The 23,551-nt window shown below is 50.3% G+C and carries 20 protein-coding genes; 6 read left to right on the top strand and 14 right to left on the bottom strand.

Annotated features, from left to right (window positions below):
- The first annotated feature begins 30 nt into the window (after positions 1-30).
- Complete coding sequence (locus IE054_RS02915; protein WP_189403564.1) at positions 31-738, top strand: TorF family putative porin; 708 nt, start codon at positions 31-33, stop codon at positions 736-738.
- A 158-nt stretch (positions 739-896) separates the two neighbouring features.
- Here the strand turns inward: IE054_RS02915 and IE054_RS02910 are convergent, their stop codons facing one another.
- The 3 genes from IE054_RS02910 to seqA form a co-directional block, all read right to left on the bottom strand.
- Positions 897-3,374: a glycogen/starch/alpha-glucan phosphorylase gene (locus tag IE054_RS02910; RefSeq protein WP_189403563.1), complete on the bottom strand. Its 2,478-nt coding sequence runs from the start codon at positions 3,372-3,374 to the stop codon at positions 897-899.
- Between the two features lie 215 nt (positions 3,375-3,589).
- A complete protein-coding gene (gene pgm / locus IE054_RS02905) occupies positions 3,590-5,242 on the bottom strand; it encodes a phosphoglucomutase (alpha-D-glucose-1,6-bisphosphate-dependent) (RefSeq protein WP_189403562.1) in 1,653 nt (550 codons plus the stop codon).
- 54 nt (positions 5,243-5,296) lie between these two features.
- Positions 5,297-5,842 carry a replication initiation negative regulator SeqA gene (gene seqA, locus IE054_RS02900; RefSeq protein ID WP_189403561.1) on the bottom strand — a complete coding sequence of 182 codons (546 nt, stop codon included), beginning with the start codon at positions 5,840-5,842 and terminating at the stop codon, positions 5,297-5,299.
- 216 nt (positions 5,843-6,058) lie between these two features.
- Here seqA and IE054_RS02895 point away from each other — a divergent pair, with 216 nt between their 5' ends.
- The 4 genes from IE054_RS02895 (at position 6,059) to IE054_RS02880 (ending at position 11,128) form a co-directional block, all read left to right on the top strand.
- Positions 6,059-6,976: an AAA family ATPase gene (locus IE054_RS02895; RefSeq protein WP_189403560.1), complete on the top strand. Its 918-nt coding sequence runs from the start codon at positions 6,059-6,061 to the stop codon at positions 6,974-6,976.
- A 2-nt stretch (positions 6,977-6,978) separates the two neighbouring features.
- Positions 6,979-7,953, top strand: coding sequence for a DUF58 domain-containing protein (locus tag IE054_RS02890; protein ID WP_189403559.1), 975 nt, complete (start codon positions 6,979-6,981; stop codon positions 7,951-7,953).
- Positions 7,950-9,968: a transglutaminase TgpA family protein gene (locus tag IE054_RS02885; protein ID WP_189403558.1), complete on the top strand. Its 2,019-nt coding sequence runs from the start codon at positions 7,950-7,952 to the stop codon at positions 9,966-9,968. The genes IE054_RS02890 and IE054_RS02885 overlap by 4 nt, the downstream gene beginning before the upstream one ends.
- A gap of 212 nt (positions 9,969-10,180) precedes the next feature.
- Entirely contained in the window at positions 10,181-11,128 is a 948-nt protein-coding gene (locus IE054_RS02880; RefSeq protein WP_189403557.1) for a transposase, read from the top strand.
- A 353-nt stretch (positions 11,129-11,481) separates the two neighbouring features.
- On the opposite strand, the gene fusA is transcribed toward IE054_RS02880, so the two are convergent.
- The 5 genes from fusA to IE054_RS02855 form a co-directional block, all read right to left on the bottom strand.
- The gene (fusA, locus tag IE054_RS02875; RefSeq protein ID WP_189403556.1) at positions 11,482-13,566 is read right to left on the bottom strand and encodes an elongation factor G; all 2,085 of its coding nucleotides are present in this window, start codon (positions 13,564-13,566) and stop codon (positions 11,482-11,484) included.
- A 197-nt stretch (positions 13,567-13,763) separates the two neighbouring features.
- Entirely contained in the window at positions 13,764-14,840 is a 1,077-nt protein-coding gene (gene rlmM / locus IE054_RS02870) for a 23S rRNA (cytidine(2498)-2'-O)-methyltransferase RlmM (RefSeq protein WP_189403555.1), read from the bottom strand.
- Entirely contained in the window at positions 14,840-15,211 is a 372-nt protein-coding gene (locus IE054_RS02865) for a DUF423 domain-containing protein (protein ID WP_189403554.1), read from the bottom strand. Before IE054_RS02865 ends, rlmM begins: the two co-directional genes overlap by 1 nt.
- The gene (locus tag IE054_RS02860) at positions 15,208-15,849 is read right to left on the bottom strand and encodes an alpha/beta family hydrolase (protein WP_189403553.1); all 642 of its coding nucleotides are present in this window, start codon (positions 15,847-15,849) and stop codon (positions 15,208-15,210) included. Before IE054_RS02860 ends, IE054_RS02865 begins: the two co-directional genes overlap by 4 nt.
- Positions 15,842-16,741: a transcriptional regulator GcvA gene (locus tag IE054_RS02855; RefSeq protein WP_189403552.1), complete on the bottom strand. Its 900-nt coding sequence runs from the start codon at positions 16,739-16,741 to the stop codon at positions 15,842-15,844. The genes IE054_RS02860 and IE054_RS02855 overlap by 8 nt, the downstream gene beginning before the upstream one ends.
- Positions 16,742-16,959: 218 nt before the next feature.
- Here IE054_RS02855 and IE054_RS02850 point away from each other — a divergent pair, with 218 nt between their 5' ends.
- Positions 16,960-17,238, top strand: coding sequence for a hypothetical protein (locus IE054_RS02850; RefSeq protein WP_189403551.1), 279 nt, complete (start codon positions 16,960-16,962; stop codon positions 17,236-17,238).
- Between the two features lie 57 nt (positions 17,239-17,295).
- Here IE054_RS02850 and kdsA read toward each other — a convergent pair whose 3' ends face one another.
- From kdsA to hemA, 6 genes are all read right to left on the bottom strand, one after another.
- Complete coding sequence (gene kdsA / locus IE054_RS02845) at positions 17,296-18,150, bottom strand: 3-deoxy-8-phosphooctulonate synthase (RefSeq protein ID WP_189403550.1); 855 nt, start codon at positions 18,148-18,150, stop codon at positions 17,296-17,298.
- 17 nt (positions 18,151-18,167) lie between these two features.
- Positions 18,168-18,539 (bottom strand): SirB2 family protein, encoded by a 372-nt coding sequence (locus tag IE054_RS02840; RefSeq protein WP_189403549.1) that lies wholly within the window; start codon positions 18,537-18,539, stop codon positions 18,168-18,170.
- A 15-nt stretch (positions 18,540-18,554) separates the two neighbouring features.
- Positions 18,555-20,105 carry a DUF3369 domain-containing protein gene (locus tag IE054_RS02835; RefSeq protein WP_189403548.1) on the bottom strand — a complete coding sequence of 517 codons (1,551 nt, stop codon included), beginning with the start codon at positions 20,103-20,105 and terminating at the stop codon, positions 18,555-18,557.
- A 154-nt stretch (positions 20,106-20,259) separates the two neighbouring features.
- Positions 20,260-21,105: a peptide chain release factor N(5)-glutamine methyltransferase gene (prmC, locus tag IE054_RS02830; RefSeq protein ID WP_189403547.1), complete on the bottom strand. Its 846-nt coding sequence runs from the start codon at positions 21,103-21,105 to the stop codon at positions 20,260-20,262.
- Positions 21,098-22,183, bottom strand: a complete 1,086-nt coding sequence (prfA, locus tag IE054_RS02825) for a peptide chain release factor 1 (RefSeq protein WP_189403546.1) — start codon at positions 22,181-22,183, stop codon at positions 21,098-21,100. Before prfA ends, prmC begins: the two co-directional genes overlap by 8 nt.
- Positions 22,184-22,191: 8 nt before the next feature.
- Positions 22,192-23,475 carry a glutamyl-tRNA reductase gene (hemA, locus tag IE054_RS02820; RefSeq protein ID WP_189403545.1) on the bottom strand — a complete coding sequence of 428 codons (1,284 nt, stop codon included), beginning with the start codon at positions 23,473-23,475 and terminating at the stop codon, positions 22,192-22,194.
- Positions 23,476-23,551: the final 76 nt, after the last annotated feature.

The raw sequence follows: 23,551 nt of genomic DNA, 5'->3' as shown, positions 1-23,551 counted from the left end.
TAATTCAGACAGTCTTATTCTGGAGTGACTATGATCAAGCACACACATACCGCACTGACCTCTGCACTGCTACTTTGCAGTTCTGCTGCACATGCTGACTGGTCAACGACCGTAACTGTCGCGTCGGACTACATGTTTAATGGTGTGAGTCAGACCAATAATGATCCCGCGCTGCAGGCAAGCCTGGACTATTCTGGTAGCGACGGCTTTTATGCAGGCGTCTGGACCTCGAATGTCGATTATGGTGCCTTAGCTGAGCGAGAATTAGATCCCTATATTGGCCAGTATATTCAAATGGACGATACCTGGGGTCTGGACTACGGCATCGCCTATTACACTTATCACGACGGCACTGATGGCAGTTCGCTTAATTACCCGGAAGTGTATGCGAAGTTTTCGCGCAGCGCAGATTATGGCACTACCGGGTTTAATTTCTGGTACACATGGGATTACTTTGGTACCGGTGCCGGTCATGTGATCGGAATGGTGACACACACCTACCCTCTTGCCGATAATCACGCAATTTATGTCGGCGTGGATTATTCCAAATCTCTGGATGAAAACAAGTATGCCTGGGAAGCCGACGGCGGCACGTCGTATGTTCACTATAAAGTTGCCTACCAGACCAGTTGGAATGGCTTCAACTTCGAAATCGGCGCAGAAAATACCACCTTAGATAATAACGACAACGCGGATGAGCGAATCGTCGCCAGTGTGAGCCGGACGTTTAGTTTCTAATCTGACTCAGCTGGTCATTCCCGCAAGCTCTGGACACCCACCTTTACGTTAAGGACAGACTATCGCAAACGATGGACACCCACACTACTTCCGGATGAAGAGTATGGGTGTGCGGGGTGGGTGTCCATGACACCCACTTTAACGTTAAAGCACGTTTATCAGACATCCACCTTGCAGGGCTTTAGCTTCCAGATACGGTCAACATAGTCCTGAATGGACCGATCTGACGTAAATTTCCCCATTTTGGCAGTATTGATGATCGCCATGCGTGCCCAGCGTGTCTTGCCACGATACGCTGCATCGAGTTTCTCATGCGCATCGGAGTACGCCCGGAAATCCGGCAGTACCAGGAACGGGTCCCCCTGATCAAGCAGGCTTTGTTTAATAGATACCAGTGCACCAGGCTTGCCGGGCGTGAAGTAGTCCGTCTCCAGCCAGTCCAGTACCGCTTTAATTTCCGGATCGCGATAGTAGTAATCCTGCGGGTTGTAGCCTTTCTCGCGCAACGCGTCTACATCCTCTACCGTCATACCAAAAATAAAGATGTTGTCATCACCGACCTCCTCGGCAATTTCAATATTCGCACCATCCAGTGTACCTATGGTCACTGCCCCGTTAAGCGCCAGTTTCATATTGCCGGTGCCTGAGGCTTCTTTACCTGCGGTACTGATTTGCTCTGACACATCGGACGCCGGGATCATCTTTTCTGCCATCGACACCCGGTAATTAGGTAAAAACACCACTTTCAGCTTCTTATTTACACGGCAGTCATTATTGATACGTTCCGCCACTTTATTGATAGCGTAAATAATGTCTTTCGCCAGCTTGTAGCCAGGTGCCGCCTTTGCGCCAAATATAAATACCCGTGGGTGCATGTCATAGTCAGGGTTTTCCAGCAGCCGACGATACAGTGCCATAATGTGCAGCAGGTTCAGATGCTGCCGTTTGTACTCGTGCAGACGTTTTATCTGCACATCAAATATGGCGTTTACATCAACATCAATGCCGGTACTCGCTTTGATTTCCTCAGCCAGCCGCTTTTTATTTTCAAGCTTGACCTGCATAAACTGCTTCTGAAATGTCTTGTTATCTGCATGTTTTTCCAGCCCTTCCAGCTTATACAGATCCCGCGGCCAGTCACTGCCAACCTTCTTATCAATCAGCTTAGACAACGCAGGATTACACGCCTTCAGCCAGCGACGTGGTGTGATCCCGTTGGTCACATTGGTCAGTTTACCCGGCCAGAGCTGATCAAACTCCGGGAACAGGTTCTTTTTCACCAAACGTGAATGAATCTCTGCAACGCCGTTTACCGCAAATGAACCAATCACTGACAAGTGACCCATACGCACCATTTTCTCGTTACCTTCCTCAATAATGGAAAGCTTTGCTTTAATCGCGTTATCACCCGGCCATTTCTGATCCACCTTGGCCATAAAGCGATGATTTATCTCGTAAATAATCTCCAAATGACGCGGCAGGATCTTTTCAATCATGCGCGCTGGCCATTTTTCGAGGGCTTCTGGTAGCAACGTGTGATTGGTGTAGGCAAACACCTTGGTGGAAATATCCCAGGCGGTATCCCAGTCAAGCTCCGCGCGGTCCACCAGAATACGCATCAGTTCCGGTATCGCGATGGCCGGGTGGGTGTCATTTAACTGAATAACAACCTGGTCTGCAAAGCGGCTCCAGTCATCGCCGTGCGCTCGCTTGTAACGGCGTATAATGTCTTTTAGCGAGCATGAGCAGAAAAAGTATTGCTGAATAAGCCGCAACTCTTTCCCCGCTTCGGTCTCGTCATTCGGGTACAGAACCTTGGAAATGGTTTCTGCCTGTACGTTTTCACGCTGTGCATCGACATACCCACCAGCGTTGAACACATCCCAGTTAAAGTACCCTGAGGCTTCACTCTGCCACAAACGCAACACATTAACGGTTTTGCCTTCATAACCCACAACAGGGATATCCCAGGGCACCCCTTTTACAATCGAACCTGGGTGCCACTCTTTCTGAATCTGGCCTTTATCACCGTATTTGGTCTCGACATAACCAAACAGCGACACTTCCTGAGTTGACTCAGGACGACAGATTTCCCAGGGGTTGCCGTAGTCACGCCAGCTGTCAGGACGCTCGATTTGCGCACCACTTTTAATTTCCTGACGAAACAGGCCGTGCTCGTAGTGAATGCCATAACCAATAGCCGGCAGTTCCATGGTTGCCAGTGAATCGATAAAACAGGCGGCCAGCCGTCCCAGCCCGCCGTTGCCCAGCGCCATATCCGGCTCTTCTTCCATAATATCGGTCAGTTCAACACCTAGCTCCTGCAGCGCGCTGCTGGCCACGTCGAACAGGCCGAGGTTTTGCATATTGTTGGAGAGCAGTCGCCCCATCAGAAATTCGGCAGAGAAATAATGTACGGCACGAGTATCATTTAGATAGTGCGCCTTTTGGGTACGGCGCAATCCTTCAAGAACCTGTTCCTGAATGGCCGCACAGGTGGCTTTCCACCATGCGTGGTTGTTCGCTTTATTCTCATCAGTACCTAACGTGCAATGCAGGTGCCTGACGACAGCAGATTTAAAGTCGTTTTTGTCCAGCTTGCCGGCAGATGGTGCCGCGGTGACGGAGGTATTCATATGCAGTCTCACTCTGTTATTAAATGCGGGTGGGTATACCACCCGCCTAATGTAATTAAATTACAAGATAATCATCAGATATGAGAGCAATATAGCAGCGAAAACGCCGCTAGTTTGTAAAACATTTGTTAAATTTCAACATTTTTCGATGAAAACGTATGCAATAACATTAAAATTAACATTTTATTTACACACCACTAAGCGAAAAGGCATTTTCATTTAATGATTTTTGCAACCAGTGCTTCTGCTTCAGTCAGCAAATTCTGTAAGTGGCTTTCACCCTTAAAGCTTTCTGCGTATATTTTGTACACATCTTCCGTGCCGGAAGGGCGTGCCGCAAACCAGCCGCTCTCAGTCGAGACTTTCACGCCACCAATTTCTGCGTTATTTCCTGGTGCCCGTGTTTGTACCTGAGTGATGGGTTCGCCGGCCAGCGACTTACTGCTGACAACATCTGCCTGCATTGCAGACAGCTTCTGTTTTTCTTCAAGCGACGCCGCCACATCATTGCGCCTGTAAACTGGCTCACCAAACTCTTGCGTAAGCTGCTGATAATGCTCGCCCGGATCTTTGCCCGTGACTGCGGTTATTTCTGCAGCAAGTAAGCACATAATAAAGCCATCTTTGTCAGTCGCCCAGGTTTGCCCGTCTCTCTGAAGAAAGATGCCCCCAGCGCTTTCTTCGCCAGCAAAGCCAATCTGGCGATTGCTGAGCCCGTCGACAAACCACTTAAAGCCAACTGGCATTTCCGCCAGCTTGCGATCAAGTTTATCTGCCACGCGGTCGATCATACTGCTGGACACCAGCGTCTTGCCAATTTTTAAGTCCCTGGCCCATTCCTTACGGTGCTGGTATAAATAAGCAATAGCAACAGCAAGGTAATGATTGGGGTTCATGAGCCCTGCACTCTTACACACAATGCCATGCCGGTCGAAGTCAGGATCGTTACCAAAGGCCAAATCAAAGCTGTCTTTCATTTCAATCAGACCAGCCATCGCATATGGCGATGAGCAATCCATACGCAGCTTTCCGTCCTTATCGCGGGTCATAAACGCAAACTGCGGATCGACATCATCGTTCACAACAGTGATATTGAGCCCGTATTTCTGCGCAATACAGGACCAGTAACCCACGCCGGCTCCACCCAGCGGATCCGTTCCCAGTGTCAGGTTTGCCTCTTTTATCGCCTGCATATCAACGACCTGTTCAAGATCCTCAATATACGGCATCATAAAATCTTCCTGCCTGACCCTGTCACTGGCCAGGGCCGCGCGCAGTTCCATGCGTTTAACATTTTTATTGCCATTTGCAATAAACACATTTGCACGCGTCTGAATCTGATGTGTCACGTCGCCATCTGCCGGGCCACCATGAGGGGGGTTATATTTAAAGCCGCCATCAGACGGCGGATTATGAGACGGAGTGATCACAACGCCATCGGCCTGTGTATTGGGATGGGTGCGATTGTGTCGGATAATTGTGCGTGAAATCACCGGCGTAGGTGTATAGCCACGGCTTTCATTATCGCTTCGCTGAATGACCACAGACACATCATTGGCAGCCAGTACTTCAATTGCGGTACACATTGCAGGTTCAGACAAGGCGTGGGTGTCTTTACCTATGTACAACGGCCCCGTGATACCGTTATCTTGCCGGTACTCAACCAGTGCCTGACAAATCGCCGCAATATGCGTATCGGTAAAAGTAGCATTAGCAGCAGTACCGCGGTGACCAGAGGTACCAAAACTGACCACTTCAGCAACATTTTCGGCATCGGGGCGATAGCTGTAATACTGACTCACCAGCGAAGCGACGTTGATGAGTTGTTCTTTCGAGGCCGGTTTCCCAGCTTGCGGATGTAATGCCATTGTTGCTCCTTTACCTTGTAATTACGCGTTGATTACCGATTCGGCCCCTACGTCTCAGTTTCCCGGGGAAAAACGGGCTAATACTTGCTGAATAATTTCTTCAGCATAGCCAAGCTGCTGCATAACCTGCTCCAGCATGGCGATTTTCTTCGCTGTGTTGTTATTCGTCACCACCCAGTAAGGACTGTCTGGAATGGATTTAGGGTTGGTGCTGCTGCCGTTTTCCAGCAGTGCTTCCTTACTGGTTGCAAAGTAAGTACGGTTTTTCCCGCGAATTTGTTCGACACGCTCAAAACGGTCCTGGTGCAGCGCGTGAAGGGCGGCCAGTATGTACAAAAACTGATCCACGCGCTTACTGAGTTGTGTTAGCCGCTCCACGGTTACCAGCGCCAGAATGTCGTCAGTGTCTATGTCCGCAGCGACTGGCGATGCCGCCGGGGTAGTGTCTACCTGCTCTGCAATGACCGGCGCAGGCACGGCGGATGCTGGCGTTTCCTGCAACAGCAGGCGCCGTAAAATGTCGGACGCACTTTCGCCAATGTGCTTTGTTTGACCGGCGATGAAGGCATACAAATCGTCATCAATATCAATGCTTTTCATAACTACTTCCTTTTTTGAACGCCCCATTATAGACAACAGCCAGCCGTCACGCAGCACTAAATCCGGCCTATTTTTACAAAAGGTATACCAAGGATGTCCTGACGAGATGTATTTTTAGGACCCGATCCTATACTTGGGTATTACTCGTATCACCTAATATCTGTACGTACTTGATAGACTGGTGACTTTTCCAATTCTGGTAATAAGGCTGTCTTAATGAAAAGCGAGTTTCATGCTGTTGTCCGGGCGCTTTCGCAACGGGTTATTGGTAAGACCGAGCAAATAAAGCTTGCCGTAACCTGTTTACTGGCAAATGGTCACCTGCTGATCGAAGATTTACCCGGCATGGGCAAAACCACGCTTTCTCATTCATTATCTGATGCATTAGGTATGGCCTTCTCACGGGTGCAGTTCACGTCAGATTTATTGCCCTCTGACATGCTCGGTGTCAATATTTTTGATAAAGGCGCACAGCAGTTCAGCTTTCGTGAAGGCCCTATTTTTACGCAGTTATTGCTGGCTGATGAAATAAACCGGGCCAGCCCGAAAACCCAAAGTGCACTGCTCGAAGCGATGGAAGAGAAACAGGTCAGTATTGATGGTGTGACTTATCCTCTGCCCAGCCCTTTTTTTGTGATCGGAACACAAAACCCCGGCTATCAGTCAGGAACCTACCCCCTGCCAGAGTCTCAGCTTGACCGCTTTTTAATGCGAATCTCTCTTGGCTACCCCAACTGGGAAGCAGAAAAAGCCATGCTAAAGTCTGGAAGCCAGCGTACGTTTGATCACCTGAATTCGCTGATGACGGCAGAAACGCTGGAAATGCATCAAAAAGCAGTGAGTGATGTTCATGCCAGTGATGATGTACTTAATTATGTGTTGCGTCTGGTAACACGAAGCCGCGAAGACAGCCACTATCCGAATCCGCTTTCGCCCCGCGCGACCAAAGCGCTGCTTCATGCTGCGCGTGCCTGGGCCTATTTGCATGAGCGTGATTATGTGGTGCCAGAAGACGTGCAGGCCATTTTTATTGCCGTTGCTGAGCACCGCTTGCGAAGTAGTCGCAGTGATCTGCAAAATGACGATGTACTCAGTCAGACGTTACTGGATGATGTCGACCCTCTGGCGGCCTGATTATGCGCTGGCTTCGTCAAAGGCTCTCGTCTCGCTGGCAACGCTGGATTGATGCCCGTATTCCTGCGGCACGTCAGCACAGCCTTAACCTGAAATCTATTTTCATTTTTCCCAGTATATTTGGCTGGGGTTATCTGGTTATGTGTGTGTGTCTGTTTTTGCTGGGCACCAACTATCAAAATAACCTGATGCTTTTTTTGTGTTATTTTCTGGCCGCGCTGATGCTGGTTAACCTGTTTACCAGCTATCAGAATATGGCAGCGCTGAAAATAACCTCCGATCCAATAAAACCCGTTTTTGCAGGTCAGCCAGCAACCCTGGTTCTGGAGGTAGCTTCACAGAATACTAAGCATCCTGACATCAACGGCTTGCTAAATGCCCACTGGCTGGCTGAAAGTGGCGTTGTGCACACCGATTTGGACGATGGGCAGTGGCAACTTCGCCTTCCCTACTTCACTGAACAACGGGGGATTGTTTCTCTCCCCCGGGTCACCGTGTTCAGCAATTATCCGCTTGGTCTTTTCAAGTGCTGGAGTCATCTGGATTTTGACCAGACGCTGGTTATCTATCCTAAGTTGATTCCCGCGCCTGTCAGACTGGAGAGTGTCAGTGGCGAGGGCGACGCGCAAACCGAGCAAACAGGCTATGACGATTTCTACTCTTTACGTAAGTATGAATTGGGCGAGCCTTTGCAACGCGTGGCCTGGAAGCATGTCGCCAAAGGTGGTGACTGGGTAAGTAAAGCATTTAGTCAGCAACAAAGTGAATCAGGTTACCTGTGCCTGGCCGACGGTAAAAATATCGAAACCGCGCTTAGTCAGCTGGCCTATCAGATTGATAACCTGACCGATAAAGCTGTGCAGTTTGGTCTTAGGCTGCCAGACAAAGTGGTACCGCCTGCATCAGGTGCTGAGCACCGTCACGTCTGCCTTTCACTGCTAGCGGTATACCCCGATGAAGACAGGATGCCGCGATGAGCCCGCCACGCTTACCGATAGCCGGACATAAGGCTAGCTTAACCATTGCAGTGCTGTTTGCACTGATCACATTAAGCCTGTCCGAGCCGGCGCTGCTGTGGGTTATGCTACTGGCTGGCTGTTCAGTGATGGTACGCGTCGCCCTGTACCTTGGCTGGTATCACTCCGCGCCCAGCGTCCGCACCATCAACCTGCTGGCCGTGTTGTGCGCGATTGCTCTGGCCTGGTTTGGTGTCAGTCTAGGTCTGTTACTGTCTATGGTCAATCTGCTAATCATGGCATGTGCGCTAAAGCTGATGATCATGACCCGGCGCAAGGACTTTCTGCAGTTATTTACTGCGATGCTGTTTCTAATTGGATGCGGGTTTATTTTCGCCCAATCTATTTCGGCGCTGACAATGTACCTGGTACTTCTTGGCCTGGCATTATTGTCACTATTAAGTGCATTTGCCCCATCTTTGGCACTTATAAAGCAATTACGACTACTCGGTATGATGTTTATTCAGGCCGCACCGATTGCAGTAATGTTGTTTCTTATCATGCCGCAACTGTCTCCACTGTGGAAAATGCCTACCGCAAAAAGCACCGCCACCGGCTTATCAGAGCAAGTAACGCCCGGTGATATTGCCAGCCTTAGCCAGTCCTCTGAACTGGCGTTTACCGCAAGTTTCGATGAAAACCTGCCACCTGCGAGCGAACGCTATTGGCGGGCACTTACACTCGAGGATTTTGACGGAAAGACATGGTCAGTCAGTCAGATACGGCGGGATTTGCGTACCCAGTTTCAGAAACAGAGCAATGAATTTTCGCCGTCTGTAAGTGGCACATCGTTTCGCTATCAGGTTATTGCAGAACCAACCGGACAACGCTGGTTGTACGGCATTGATATTGCCAGTCCCGATGGCCAGTCTGCCAATGAGCTTATCTGGCAGGGGCATGATTATCAGTTAATTGCCAGAGAGCCACTGATGAGTAAGCGCGCATACCGGCTTATTTCGTATCCAGCGGCCTCACTCAATAGTGGACACACACGGTTCGATAAAAACCTTAATCTACGCATACCTGAATCAGGTAATCCCCGAACCCAGGCGCTAGCTTCGCAATTACGCCAGCGCTTCAGCTCTGATGCCGAGTATGCGCAGGCAATCATGCAACGGTTCGCTGATCCGGTATATCGCTATACGCTTGAACCAGAACCAATGCAGACAAACCCCGTGGATATGTTTTTGTTCGACAAGCAAGCCGGCTTTTGTAGTCACTACGCCAGTACTATGGCTTACTTGCTGCGTCTTGCTAATATTCCTGCGCGCATGGTTACTGGCTATCATGGCGGTGAAGAAATCTCTCCCAATGTGTTTACTGTCAGACAGTACGATGCGCACGCCTGGGTAGAGGCCTGGCTGGGAGAGCGCGGCTGGGTACGATTCGATCCTACCAGTGTGGTGGCCCCTGCCCGCCTGGAATTTGGGTTACAACGTGCACTGGAAGAGTCAGGTGAAACAATCAACGCAAGTGCATTTGATGGCTTGTATCAAAGCGCCGGCTTCACAGAGCTGCGGCGATTCTTTGCTAACGTTGATTACCTCTGGAGTCGTTGGGTATTAGGTTTTGATGCCCATTCTCAGCGTAACTTATTCAAGCGCCTACTCGGTGAACTGTCTGCAGGAAAACTGGCGATTCTTTTCGTTTGTGTTCTTTTTTTAATTGCCGCACTGCTGGCATTGTATTTTCTACCAAGCTGGCAACGCCAACGTATAGTACAGCACCAACGCTTATACCTGCTTGGTGTGGAGGCCGTGGCCTCCTACGCCGGGATACCACGAAGCACCCAGCCCCCGCAACGCTATTGTGAAAGCATCAAACCTCACTTACCAGAGGCGGCCAGAACCAGTTTCGAAAATCTCACGCTTGCATTTATAGATGCAAGTTACCGGCAACGCGCTTCCAGTGGACTGGTCTCGGAAATGAAGCAGAGCCTTAAGCAATTGAGAAGAAACCTGCGGCGCAAAAAGTAGACAATCATATGGACACCCACCTTTTTACCTTTTTACTTTTTTCACAAAGGAGCTCTGAAAGTGACACTGACAGAAGTAGTTTCTTTATTCTAACCACTCGTCATATAGACGTTCCCCACAGACACCCACCATTCTGGCCTAAGGTCCCGGTGATTTTTCCCGCCGCATCGTCCATGCTACGGGTATAACCTGTTTAACTATGACCGATTATCATGGCCCGGCCCCGCTCTGAGCTTATCTGTCTGGATGAGACACCCTACTATCACTGTGTATCACGCTGTGTGCGCCGGGCTTATCTGTGTGGCCATGATCCGCTATCGGGTCAATCCTATGAGCATCGCCGTCAGTGGGTGGAAGACCGTCTGATAGTCCTTGTTCAGGCCTTCTCGGTGCTTATGTGTGCCTACTCAGTGATGAGTAACCACACCCATGTCGTACTCAAGGTAGATAAAGCTGCCACACAAACCTGGTGTCACTTCGAAATACTCAGTCGCTGGCATCGGGTGTTTCGCGGCACACACCTGACGCAGCGATACTGTTGTCCGAAACAGGCCGCTTTACTCTCCCCGGCTGAGCTGGAGTCGGTTCGCCAGACCGCCGAGGTATACCGGGCCAGGCTGTACGACATCAGCTGGTTTATGCGTGCGCTGAATGAGCAGATTGCCCGGCGGGCCAACGAGGAAGATGAGTGCACCGGGCGTTTCTGGGAAGGCCGGTTTAAATCGCAGGCGCTTATGGACGAGGCATCACTGGCCGCCTGTATGGCCTATGTCGATTTAAATCCTATACGCGCCGGTATCGCTGATACGCCGGAGGCCTCTGCCCACACCAGTATCTGCCGGCGCATCCGTGCAGCACGCCACGGACGCCAGCCTGCCAGTCTGCTGCCTTTCAGTGGCCTGGCCGAAGAGCAGACACACGCCCTGCCCTTTCATTTAGAGGATTACCTGACGCTACTCGACATGACCGGCCGCATCCCCCACACTGACAAGCCCGGAGTTATCAGACCGGATATTACGCCTGTGCTGGCCCGCACCGGACTTGATACCGTTTGCTGGCCGTCATTAGCAAGCAGTATAGAGACACACTTCTCCACTTCAGTAAGTCTCACACTGGCACACCGGCGGTTTGAACTAAGGCGAGGCATCAGTTCAGCCTGATAAACAACCAACCCCATTCTCATTAACCAGGTTTATACTGCGCCAGATTCGAGCTGCCCTCAAAGCGCTTAACTGTTTCATTGTCTACAAATAATGATTCTTAGATGCTTAGCGACCTCTCTTCTTAGCCTATAAAATTTAAGAAACGCCATTTCCTTCTGAAAAGCCATGACACTTTTTTCTAGTGCTCTTAGTGGGTGTCTTGATTGTTGAATTGTGGGTGTCGGCGGTTTTCATTGGTGGGTGTCACCGGTTATCAGATAACATCAGGCTGTGACCTAACGCATGCACGACGTTATTACTGACATAAAAAAACCCGCCGGGTGGCGGGTTTTTATCAACATGCGTAACGCTTACTTGCTGTTACGTGCTTTGGTTTCTTCAATCACTTTGTCAGCAACGTTCTGCGGACATGCAGCGTAGTGGCTGAATTCCATTGAGAACTGACCACGACCAGATGTCATGGTACGCAGGTGACCAATGTACCCGAACATCTCAGACAGAGGTACGTCTGCTTTGATGCGTACGCCAGTTGCGCCTGCTTCCTGATCTTTGATCATGCCACGACGACGGTTCAGGTCACCAATTACATCACCAACGTGATCTTCTGGTGAGAACACGTCAACCTTCATCACAGGCTCAAGAAGCTGAGGACCTGCTTTTGGCATAGACTGACGGTATGCACCTTTGGCAGCAATTTCGAACGCAACGGCAGAAGAGTCAACCGCGTGGAAGCCACCGTCGAACAGTTCAATTTCAACGTCCAGTACAGGGTAGCCTGCCAGTGGACCTTCTTCCATCATGCCTTTAAAGCCTTTCTCGATGGCCGGGAAGAATTCTTTTGGTACGTTACCACCAACAACCGTAGACTCGAAGGTGAAGCCTGAGTTGGTTTCGCCTGGCTTGATACGGTAATCAATTTTACCGAACTGACCAGAACCACCAGACTGCTTCTTGTGCGTGTAGCTGTCTTCGATTTCCTGCGTGATTGTCTCACGGTAGGCAACCTGTGGCTGTCCAACTTCCAGCTCTACGCCGTAAGTACGCTTCAGGATGTCTACTTTGATATCCAGGTGCAGTTCGCCCATGCCTTTCAGGATGGTTTCGCCTGAATCTTCGTCAGTCTCAACCTGGAATGACGGATCTTCTGCAACCAGTTTACCGATTGCGATACCCATCTTCTCAGTTGCGCCTTTATCTTTAGGCTTAACCGCAATTGAGATTACCGGATCAGGGAAGATCATTGGCTCAAGCGTACAAGGTGCGCTGGTTGCACACAGCGTGTGACCTGTCTGTACGTTCTTCATACCGACAACCGCCAGGATGTCACCAGCATGTGCAGTAGTCAGCTCAGTACGGTCGTTGGCGTGCATTTCCACCATACGGCCGATACGCTCAGTTTTGCCTGTCGCACTGTTCAGTACTGTGTCACCTTTATTCAGTACACCAGAGTATACGCGGATGAAGGTCAGAGCACCGAAACGGTCGTCCATAATTTTGAACGCCAGTGCACGGAACGGCTCGTCTTTAGAGACGGTCGCGACTTCACCAGTAGGTTCACCGGTTTCTTCATCAGTCAGTGGCTGAGGGATAACTTCAGTTGGGTTAGGCAGGTATTCGATAACACCGTCCAGTACCAGCTGAACACCTTTGTTTTTAAAGGCAGAACCACAGAATGTTGGGAAGAATTCAAGATCGCGGGTACCTTTACGGATACAACGCTTGATGTCTTCGATAGACGGCATGTCACCATCCATATACGCCATCATCAGATCGTCGTCCATTTCTACCGCAGTTTCGATCAGATCTTCACGGTACTCAGCAACTTTATCTTTCATGTCTTCAGGAACATCGCATACTTCGAAGTTCTCTGGCAGACCGGTTTCGTCCCAGATGTAGGCTTTTTCTTCAAGTACGTCAACGATTCCGTTGAACTGGTCTTCGATACCGATTGGCAGCGTCATAACCAGCGGCTTGGCGCCCAGTACTTTCTTGATTTGACCGATTACACGGTAGAAGTCTGCACCCATACGGTCCAGCTTGTTTACGAAGATCAAACGGGCAACGCCTGACTCGTTAGCATAACGCCAGTTGGTTTCTGACTGAGGCTCAACACCGCCAGAACCACAGAATACACCAATACCACCATCAAGGACTTTCAGTGAGCGGTAAACTTCAACCGTGAAGTCAACGTGTCCTGGCGTATCGATGATGTTCATACGGTGATCTTTCCAGAAACACGTGGTCGCCGCTGACTGGATCGTGATGCCACGCTCTGCTTCCTGATCCATAAAGTCAGTTGTTGACTCACCATCGTGTACCTCACCGGTCTTGTGGATTTTACCGGTCAGTTTCAAAATTCGTTCTGTTGTCGTGGTTTTTCCCGCATCAACGTGGGCGAAAATACCAATATTTCTGTATTGAGATAAGTCTGCCATTAGTTCACTTTTGTTGGTTCGAAGTAAAAAAACGGCGGGATTATAAAGGATCTTTGCACCAGATTTACACCCTTTTGTGCAGAAAGTATAAATTTCGCCCAACGCACCCGCGCGTTCAAGATAAAATAAGCAACATATTCAGTCGCTTACGTGATATTACTGATTCATTAAAGATATACAGTCAATTTGTTGCCGTGCTAATTACGGACAACGACAACGGTGACCTCGTCCCGGTCATGATACAAATGCCGGGCCCGTATATAAAATGTGTCATGTAGCTTACGCAACTTCTCATGTAGCGCGTCCAGCGCCTGCGTCACGGTCTCAAAACGCTTCTTCATGGGAAGTTTGAGATTAAACACGGCATGATCGCACCAGTCCCTGACCAGCCAGTCCCCCATAAGGTCTGCCACCCGATCAGGCTTTTCTATCATATCACAGACCAGCAGGTCGACACGCCCCATTTGTGGGCGATAGCTAAAACCATCTGCAGCAAAATGTTCTATCTGCCCTGTGGACATGAGTGTCTCATCAATACTGCCGTTGTCCACCGCCTCAACAAACATTTCACGCTGAACCAACTGATAGGTCCAGCCTCCGGGGCAGGCCCCCAAATCAACTGCACGGCCTGAACGACGACAGACGCGTTGTCGCTGGCTGTCATTCAACATGCTTAACAGCGCCTCTTCAAGCTTTAGGGTTGACCGGCTTGGCGCATCGGACGGAAAGCGTAAACGGCAAATCCCCATTGCAAACTCACTGGCTTCGGCCGGTAACGAATAGCCCAGGTGACAATTATCGAAGTCAGTAAAGAAGATATGCAGACGCGGCTTCGCGTGGTTTTCCTGTTTGCTGAGCAGCCCGTGCTTGCGCAGCGTCTGTCTGAGCGGTACCAGAAACTTCCGGCAAAATTTCGCCAGATTTTTCCCCTCCTCGGTATCCGGGTACTCGATCACAATATCCCCGGCTTTATTAAATGGCAGCGTTGCTGTCTTGAGCGCGTCAAGGATGGGGCCTATCCGATCTTCCCGGTCCAGCTCAGACAGGTGTTTAATCACATGAATTAACTGCCTGGCAAAGATAACCTTGTTTACCTCAAGCGCAGGTTCAGCAGCGCTGTTGTCGGTGGTATCGTATTGATGAAAAAGCACATAGGCGTCGCCCGGCCTGAACATGGGATAACCATAAACACCTTTCTCGGCCAACCAGGTTGTCAGCTCATTTGCCGTGTCATTTTCATAACCGGCACGACAATACGCCAGAACACTGGCCATTATTGTTTACCCCGCCACACTGCTACCAACACAAAAAGCCAGCCGACTATAAAACACAAACCGCCTGCCGGGGTCACCGGGCCCAATACGGTCAGGTTCAGCGTCGCTAATAAATACAGGCTGCCACTAAACAGCAGCGTACCGGCCACAAACAACCTTCCGCCCCTTACCAGATACCGGCTGTCAGCATGCGCTGACAATCCAGGCAGGGCCAGCAATGCGAGTGCATGATACATCTGATACCGCACACCGGTTTCGAAGGTTGACTGCATCGATGTACTAAGAACATCCCTCAGACCATGGGCCGCAAACGCTCCCAAGATCACGCCAGCAAGCGCACTGCAAACGCCAAACAACAGCAGCCCTTTCACACTACGCTCCTTTGTACAAAGGCAGCGCTCAGCGCTGCCGCCTCATCAATGTGTTGCTGCTGCGTATAACCACTCGCCTTGCGTGGCTTAAAACTATGGTCGCCGTCTGCGAGAAAGTGGCAAGTAGTGCTGTCATTAAACGTATAAGACTCAACATCCTGCTGAGTGCCGAAGGTATCGCGCTCTCCCTGAATTACGCACAGCGGTACCTTAAGCTCTGGCAGGTGTGATGTCCGTGTTTTCTCAGGCTTGCCCGGTGGGTGAAACGGGTAACCAAATGCGATGACACCCACACAATCGGTGTCATTGGCAACCATGGTGGCTATTCGTCCGCCCATTGATTTCCCGCCTATCAGTGTTGGTAGCGCAGGGGATTCACTACCAATCTGAGCAACCAGCTCGCTGAAGTGAGACATCAGCACGGGCGCTTTATTGGGTGGCCGGCGTTTATCTTCGGCTTTCATCGTCTGCATATAGGGAAAGTTAAACAGGATCACTTCAATGCCGTTAGCGGCCAAAGCTGCAGCAAGTTGCTGCATAAACTCATGCTCCATCCCGGCGCCTGCGCCGTGGGCCAGAATAAGGCGTGCGACAGGGGTGTGCGGTTCTTTTACGTGCACCCGCTGGATATCAAACATCGTCCTGTTCCTCCTCTACCAAAGCCATTATCCATTCTCGAAAGGCCGTAATTTTACCTAAATCTGCGCGCGATTCATCACACACCAGATAAAAAGCATCACGGCTTTCCACTTTTTCCTCAAACGGCATCACCAGCCGGCCTGCGTCAATTTCAGGTCGAGCCAGAATGGTATTGCCCAGCGCAATCCCCTGACCCAGTGCGGCAGCCTGCAAGACCAGCATGGAATGACTGAATACCGGCCCCTGGTTCACGTTGACACCGATTACGCCTACCTGCTTCAGCCAGGTTTTCCAGGCCGACCGACTTAAATCATGCAGTAAAGTGTGGTGACGAAGATCGTTAAGCTGCATTAGCGGTTTTGGGCCGCTCAATAATCCAGGTGCACATAACGGTGTTAGAAATTCGCGATGCAGTTTGTCAGCCTGAAGTCCGCTCCAGCGCCCTCGCCCATAATAAATCGCAACATCAATGTCATCTTCAAGAAAGCCTTCATCAAAGTCGACAGCTTTGATCCGCACATCAATATCCGGATGTGCAAGACTGAACTGACTGATTCTGGGCACCAGCCACTGACTGGCAAAGCTGGGCGGCATAGCGACCGTAATAGCCCCTTTACTGCCCTTGGCGAGCAGCCGGTCGGTCGCCTCCGCCAGATTTTTGAAGATATCCTTCAGTTCCAGAAAATACGCCTGACCTTCTTCGGTAAGCAGCAGCGTGCGGTTGCGGCGAATAAACAACTTCATGGATAAGAAATCTTCGAGTGCTTTAATCTGGTGACTGACCGCCGCCTGGGTGACAAACAGTTCATCAGCAGCACGCGTAAAGCTTAAGTGACGCGCCGCAGCTTCAAAGGCTTTCAGGGCATTAAGCGGGGGTAATCGACGTTGCATGAACAGACCTGACTGGTTTATGAATTTCACATGACATTAGGATTAGATATTCTAATGCATAACCCATACTTTTACTCGTTTTATTTTTACACAATGTTTGTTTACTATTTCATCGCGGTCAAGAAAGGCGCTTAACAGTCAATAGGTTACACAACCCACTTGTTAACAGCGTTAACAAAACTGCTTATATTTTTTAATTATCTATATTAGGTGTGAAAATGAATAAATTACTTCTTTCCAGCGTTTCAGTCATGGCGTTTGTCACCGCTGCTACCAATGCGACTGAACTCACCACCAGCACTGACACTGCAAAACTAAAAGATGTTGCAAAAGCTGAACTTGACATGGTGGTCAGCTTACCTGCCATCAACATGAACGACTCTGTCAAAGCACAGACGCTTGTCACCTTAAATGAAGAAAGTCAGCGCCTGCTAGGCAAAGGACTATACGTGATGAATGAGGAACGAAACACACGCCAGACTGCGCGTAGCGAATAAGTTTCTCTCACACCTGATACGCAGACCGGCGGCAACGCCGCCGGTTATTGCTATCAATCAGGTATTGCTGGTATCCAGTTCCGCAAAACCTTTGATCATCTCATCTAGCGCCTTCATTTGCGCCAGATACGGCTCCAGTTTTGCCAGAGGCAAAGCACAGGGACCATCACACTTCGCTTCGTCAGGGTTAGGATGTGCTTCAATAAACAGGCCTGCCAACCCCAGCGCCATCCCACTTCGGGCAAGCTGTGCCGCCTGCGCACGTCGACCATCTGCCGATGATGCTCTGCCACCCGGCATTTGCAAGGCATGTGTCGCATCAAAAATGACCGGTGCATACGCTTTCATAGCATCCATACCCAGCATATCAACGACCAGGTTATTGTAACCAAAGCAACTGCCTCTTTCACACAGCAAAACATTGTCATTGCCTGCTTCAGATAGTTTACCAATGATATGTCGCATTTCATGTGGCGCCAGAAACTGTGGTTTTTTAACATTGATCACAGCGCCCGTTTCAGCCATGGCCACCACCAGGTCTGTCTGTCTGGCTAAAAAAGCCGGAAGCTGAATCACATCGACGACATCGGCAACGGGCTTGGCCTGGTGGGGTTCATGCACGTCGGTGATCAGCGGCACCTGGAACTGTTGTTTAATTTCTTCAAAGATCTTAAGTCCTTCGTCCATACCCGGCCCCCGAAAGGAGTGCACAGATGAGCGGTTGGCTTTATCAAACGATGCTTTGAAAACATATGGAATGTTAAGTTTATCGGTGACAGTCACATAGTGCTCGGCAATTCGCATTGCCATATCACGGGACTCAAGCACATTCATGCCACCAAAAAGAACAAACGGATTGTGGTTGGCGACCTGAATGTCACCAACCGAAATGACGCGTGTCGATTCTGTCATTACGAGTTTTATACCTCTTAAAAGAGTGGTTGTTTGGTTACGGCGACCATTGCCGTGGCCGTTAATACTGCCAGCGCCGCTACAAAGCCAATCCAGCGTCCTGGTGTCGACTTAGCCCATTTCAATGCAACCAGCCCAAGCAGAATGTACGCAATAACACCCAGCACTTTAAAAGTCAGCCAGCTTTGCACAAACGGGTATTGGGAAAGGATGATGCACAGCCAGATGGCTGAGGCCAGCAGCACGGTATCGATAATATGGGGAAGTACTTTCACCCATTTCTTTTGTAAAATACTTGCGTCAAACTGCGACCAGATAAACCGCAAAATAAACAGCAGTATACTCAGCACTACCGCGGTCAGATGAAGATGTTTTGCCATCATATACATAGGACTACCCTTTTATTATTGTTGATCCTGGAATTCAGCCTGGATGGCTTCAATTGCATTCAGATTCTCCAGCACCACATCTACCAGTGCCGGTTCAAAATGTGCGCCCCGTTCGCTCTTAATCACCTCTGCCACCTTTTCAGTCGGCCAGGCAGGCTTATACGGACGCTTATTAAACATTGCATCGATGGCATCCACCAAAGAGGTGATGCGACTTTCCAGTTTTATGGCACTCCCCTTGAGGCCATCGGGATACCCCCTGCCATCCCAGCGTTCGTGATGCTGGCGTGCAAGCGTAGCGGCAAGTTGCACAGTCGGCTGCTGTGAGTCTTTGAGGATCTGATAACCAAACTCTGCATGCTGGCGAATGGCAAATATCTCATCCTCAGTCAGTGACTCAGACTTATTCAGTAAATTTTCGGAAAGCCGTGAGTTGCCGACGTCATGTAGCGGGATGGCAAGCAATAACTGACTTTTCTGCCTGGCGTCCATCTCTAACTTGGTAGCGATAAGGTCGGCCATTTTAATAACACGACCAATGTGCTGATTACCCTGTTCAGAAAACGCCATGGCCTTGCCCAGGCGTTCAATAATTTCCCGTTGTGTGGCTTCTACCACACTGGCATTTAACACGTTATCAAACGCCAGTTGCACACTTTCTGAGAACCGTCTGACCAGGTGTTTGTCACCTTCTCCAATACGCCGTGGCAGCCCCGACAAATAAAGCAGCGATCCCTTCTGCGACTTACTGTTACAGTAAGCTACAACATGGTCTTCAGCGTATACAATTTCACGTTGCCGCATTGCTTGCAGACAAAGCGCATACTCATGCTCTGAGACCGCCTCGCGCAGCGGTACACCTTCTTTATCAGAATAATTGCCGTTGCCAGCGAACACGTACAACTCTTCCGGATCATCAGAGGCAATGGGCCGCGGTGCGGCAACAGCGGTAGTGATATAGGCCGCGTCTCTCGAACACCCGAGGATCGAGGATAATTGCTGGATAATGCCCTGCATAAACTTTTCCAGCGAACGGGAAGAGAACAGATCAACCGAGGCATCCAGTATTTTCTCCAGCCCTGCCCGGTTTTCTTCAATGACAATAATATCGCGATAGGACCTAAGTGCCGCGATGATCACGGTAAACAGTTTTTGTGCAGTTAGTTCCGTTTTCGACTTATAGTCATTGATGTCGTAGTTGATGATGACGTCTTTTTCCGGTGCCTGACCAGGCTGGCCGGTGCGCAAAATAATCCGAGTGAAGTGGTTGTCTAACTCATTGCGCACGTATTCGGCAACCTGTAGCCCGGCGTCATCAGACTCCATCACCACATCCAGCAGAACAACCGCTATGTCCTCGTGCTCTCGAAAGCACTTTTTAGCCTCTTCTCCACTATATGCACTGATAAATTCCAGGGTTCTGCCATTTAGTGCAAAGTCTGACAAGGCCAGCTTTGTAACGGCATGAACTTCGGGCTCGTCATCTACGATGAGAACCTTCCATAATCCGAGAGGCTCATCCGGCTCATCCTCAATGTCATCTGCGAACAGTAAATCATCGTTCATCGCCGCTTCCTGCATTCTGTGAGTGCACAACACGTGTAATTTTAAAATACTACTTGAAAAGGAATTATTCGCAAGCGCTCTCGCCTAACATGCGGTGTCGCTGTACTTGAATAAACCGGGCAATCGGGCAGGAACACGGAGATACCTACAATACTTATGCAAAATGCATCTTCCCCAGTGTCACCCGATCGAGTCCGGCCAGATCCTGTATCGTCTCCACCTCAGTAAACCCCCGTTCATGCAACAGTTCGCGCACCTTTTCAGCCTGCTGGTAACCATGCTCAAGCAGCAGGTATCCCGGTGATTTCAGAAACGGCGGCGCCGAGCTTATGATATGCCGAATCGCATCCAGCCCGTCTTTCCCAGATGTCAGTGCAGAAGCAGGTTCAAAGCGGACATCGCCCTCATTCAGGTAATGGCTGTCTGATTCCACGTAGGGCGGGTTCGAAACAATAACGCTGAAGCGCCCCTCTATATCGTCAAACCAGTGACTGGCTATAAAGTGGGTATTAGGGAGTCCATTACGTTTGGCGTTGCGCTTTGCAAGGGCCACCGCTTCGGGAACAACATCGCAGCCCAATACCGTCACATCCGGGCGTTCACTGGCAATCGCCAGCGCGACAGCACCTGTTCCGGTGCCAAGGTCGCAAACGCCACAGGCTCCATCCGGTAAGCGCGCAAGCGCCGCCTCGACCAGCAGCTCTGTTTCCGGTCGGGGGATCAGGGTCGTCGGGCTGGTTTGCAGCGTCAGCGACCAGAAGTCACGGCTGCCGGTGATATGCGCAATCGGCCTGCCCTGCTGCCGCTCTGCAATATACGTTTTATACGTTGCTAACTGCGCTGAACTTATTTCTTTATCTGGCCAGGTGTACAGATAGCTAAGCGGTTTCGCCAGCGCATGGCATAGCAGCACCCGGGCGTCCAGCGCAGGCGACGCACTGTCTGTTAGCTGCGCATTTCCCCACTGCAACGCAGCATCAATACGGTGCGGTTTAGTCATCTGCCAGCGAAGCCAGCATGTCAGCCTGGTGCTCCTGAATAATTGGATCAATAAGCTGACTGACATCCCCGGCAATGACCTCGTCCAGCCGATACAGCGTCAGATTAATACGATGATCCGTTACCCGACCCTGAGGGAAGTTATAGGTCCGGATACGCTCAGAGCGGTCACCACTGCCCACCAGACTCTTTCGGGTACTGGCTTCTTCCTTAGCGCGCTTTTCTTCTTCAATCTGATTTAAGCGGGCCTGCAGTACAGACATCGCTTTCGCGCGGTTTTTATGCTGAGAACGTTCATCCTGACATTCAACCACCAGTCCGGTGGGAATATGGGTTATACGAATTGCCGAGTCAGTTTTATTAACGTGCTGACCTCCGGCACCAGACGCGCGGAAGGTATCGGTACGTAAATCAGCAGGGTTAATTTCAATGGCTTCTGACTCTGGAATTTCAGGAAGAACGGCAACGGTACAAGCTGATGTATGGATCCGGCCCTGCGACTCCGTCTCGGGAACACGCTGCACGCGATGGCCGCCTGACTCAAATTTCATTACGCCATACACGCCGTCACCGCTCATATTAGCAATAATTTCCTTATAGCCCCCATGCTCACCTTCACTGGCACTGACTACTTCTACTTTCCAGCCCCGGGACTCCGCATAACGGCTGTACATGCGAAATAAATCACCGGCAAAAATTGCGGCCTCATCGCCACCTGCACCGGCGCGCACTTCCAGAAAGCAGTTGTGATCGTCATTGGGGTCTTTGGGTAGCAACAGCACCTGCAATTCCGTTTCTAGCTGCTCAATCTCGGCTTTCGCCTGATTGATTTCGTCCTGCGCCATATCACGCATCTCTGCATCGTCTTCCGCCAGCATGTCCTGCGCGGCAGTCAGATTTTCCTGCGCCTGCTGATAGGCATTAAAGCCTTTGATCACGTCTTCTAACTGACTGAACTCTTTAGACAGACTGCGAAAACGATCCTGATCGCCAATGATGTCAGGATCGCCCAATAGCGCCTGTACTTCCTCAAAGCGTTCAACCAGATTTTCCAGCTTTCTGAATACTGACTCTTTCATAAATGTGTCTATTTACCTTTATGTTTATCGTTTGGCCTGTCACCCGACAGGGCCAGAGCATCGCTAAGCCATCGTGTCATTGCCTGTGATTCTTCCGCTGCGGCTTCGCGCAATGCCTTAGTGGGCGCATGTAATAACGCATTGGTTAATTTATACGCCAGTTCTTCAATTACGTCTTCCTGATTTCTGCCTTCGCTAAGCTGATTGCGAGCCTTATCGACAAGTTCATCGCGTACCTGTGTCCCTCGTTCCCGAAAGGCCCTTACTAAATCGACAGATTGCTGTGCCTGCCGCCAACTAAGAAAATCGGCCACCTGCGCGGCAATCAGCTTTTCGGCTTCAAAGGCCGCCTGTTCGCGGTTGGCCAGATTCTGCTGCACAATATGCTGCAGGTCATCAACCGTGTACAAATAGGCATCGCCGAGTTCATTAACTTCTGCTTCAATATCCCGTGGCACTGCCAGGTCGACCAGAAACATTGGCATGTTTTTACGCAGACGCAACGCTTTTTCTATCATTCCTTTGCCAATCAAGGGTAACTGACTGGCAGTGGAACTTATCACAATATCAAAATCTTTGAGGTGCTCTGGTAGCTGGGCCAGTGTGTAGACGTCGGCATCCAGTTTCGCTGCCAGGTCAGTGGCTCTGGCCACAGTGCGGTTGGCAACAGCCAGGCGTTGCACGCCTTGTTCTTTCAGGTGCTGGGCAACCAGCTCGATGGTTTCGCCGGCCCCCACCAGTAATACTGAACGCTTTGGCAATTCGGCAAAGATGTGTTTCGCCAGCTGCACCGCCGCATACGCCACCGACACCGCATTGGCACCAATATCGGTTTCACTGCGAACGCGCTTAGCCACCGAGAAAGTATGCTGAAACAGCTTGTCAAACTCACTGCTAATCATGCCTGAGCGCTTCGCATCACTGAACGCCTGCTTGACCTGACCAAGAATTTGCGGCTCGCCAAGAATCAGTGAATCCAGACCGCTTGCAACACGCATAATGTGCGCAATCGCATCGTTTTGGGTCAATACATAGCTGTTTTTGGCAATCTCGTCATCACAGAGCTGATGAAATGCTGACAGCCAGCGCAGCAGTTCGCCCGCGCAGTCGTACTCAGCATTGATATACAACTCTGTGCGGTTACAGGTCGAAACAATGACAGACTCAGACACGCCCTCCAGTGACTTCAGCGATGACAGGGCCTGCACCAGAGAGTCAGGTGTAAATGCCACTTTTTCGCGAAGCGCTACTGGCGCAGTTTTGTGATTAATGCCGAGGGCGAGTAAGGTCATGCAATTTCGTGCTGGCAACGTCGGAGCGGCATTGTACGAAAAAGCCAAAATGATTGAAAGTGTTCACGGATTTGTG

The organism is Alteromonas halophila (assembly GCF_014651815.1).
GTDB classification, from domain to species: Bacteria; Pseudomonadota; Gammaproteobacteria; order Enterobacterales; family Alteromonadaceae; genus Alteromonas; species Alteromonas halophila.
Note: the sequence above shows the minus strand (reverse complement) of the source record. Positions and strands in the feature narration are given on the sequence as shown.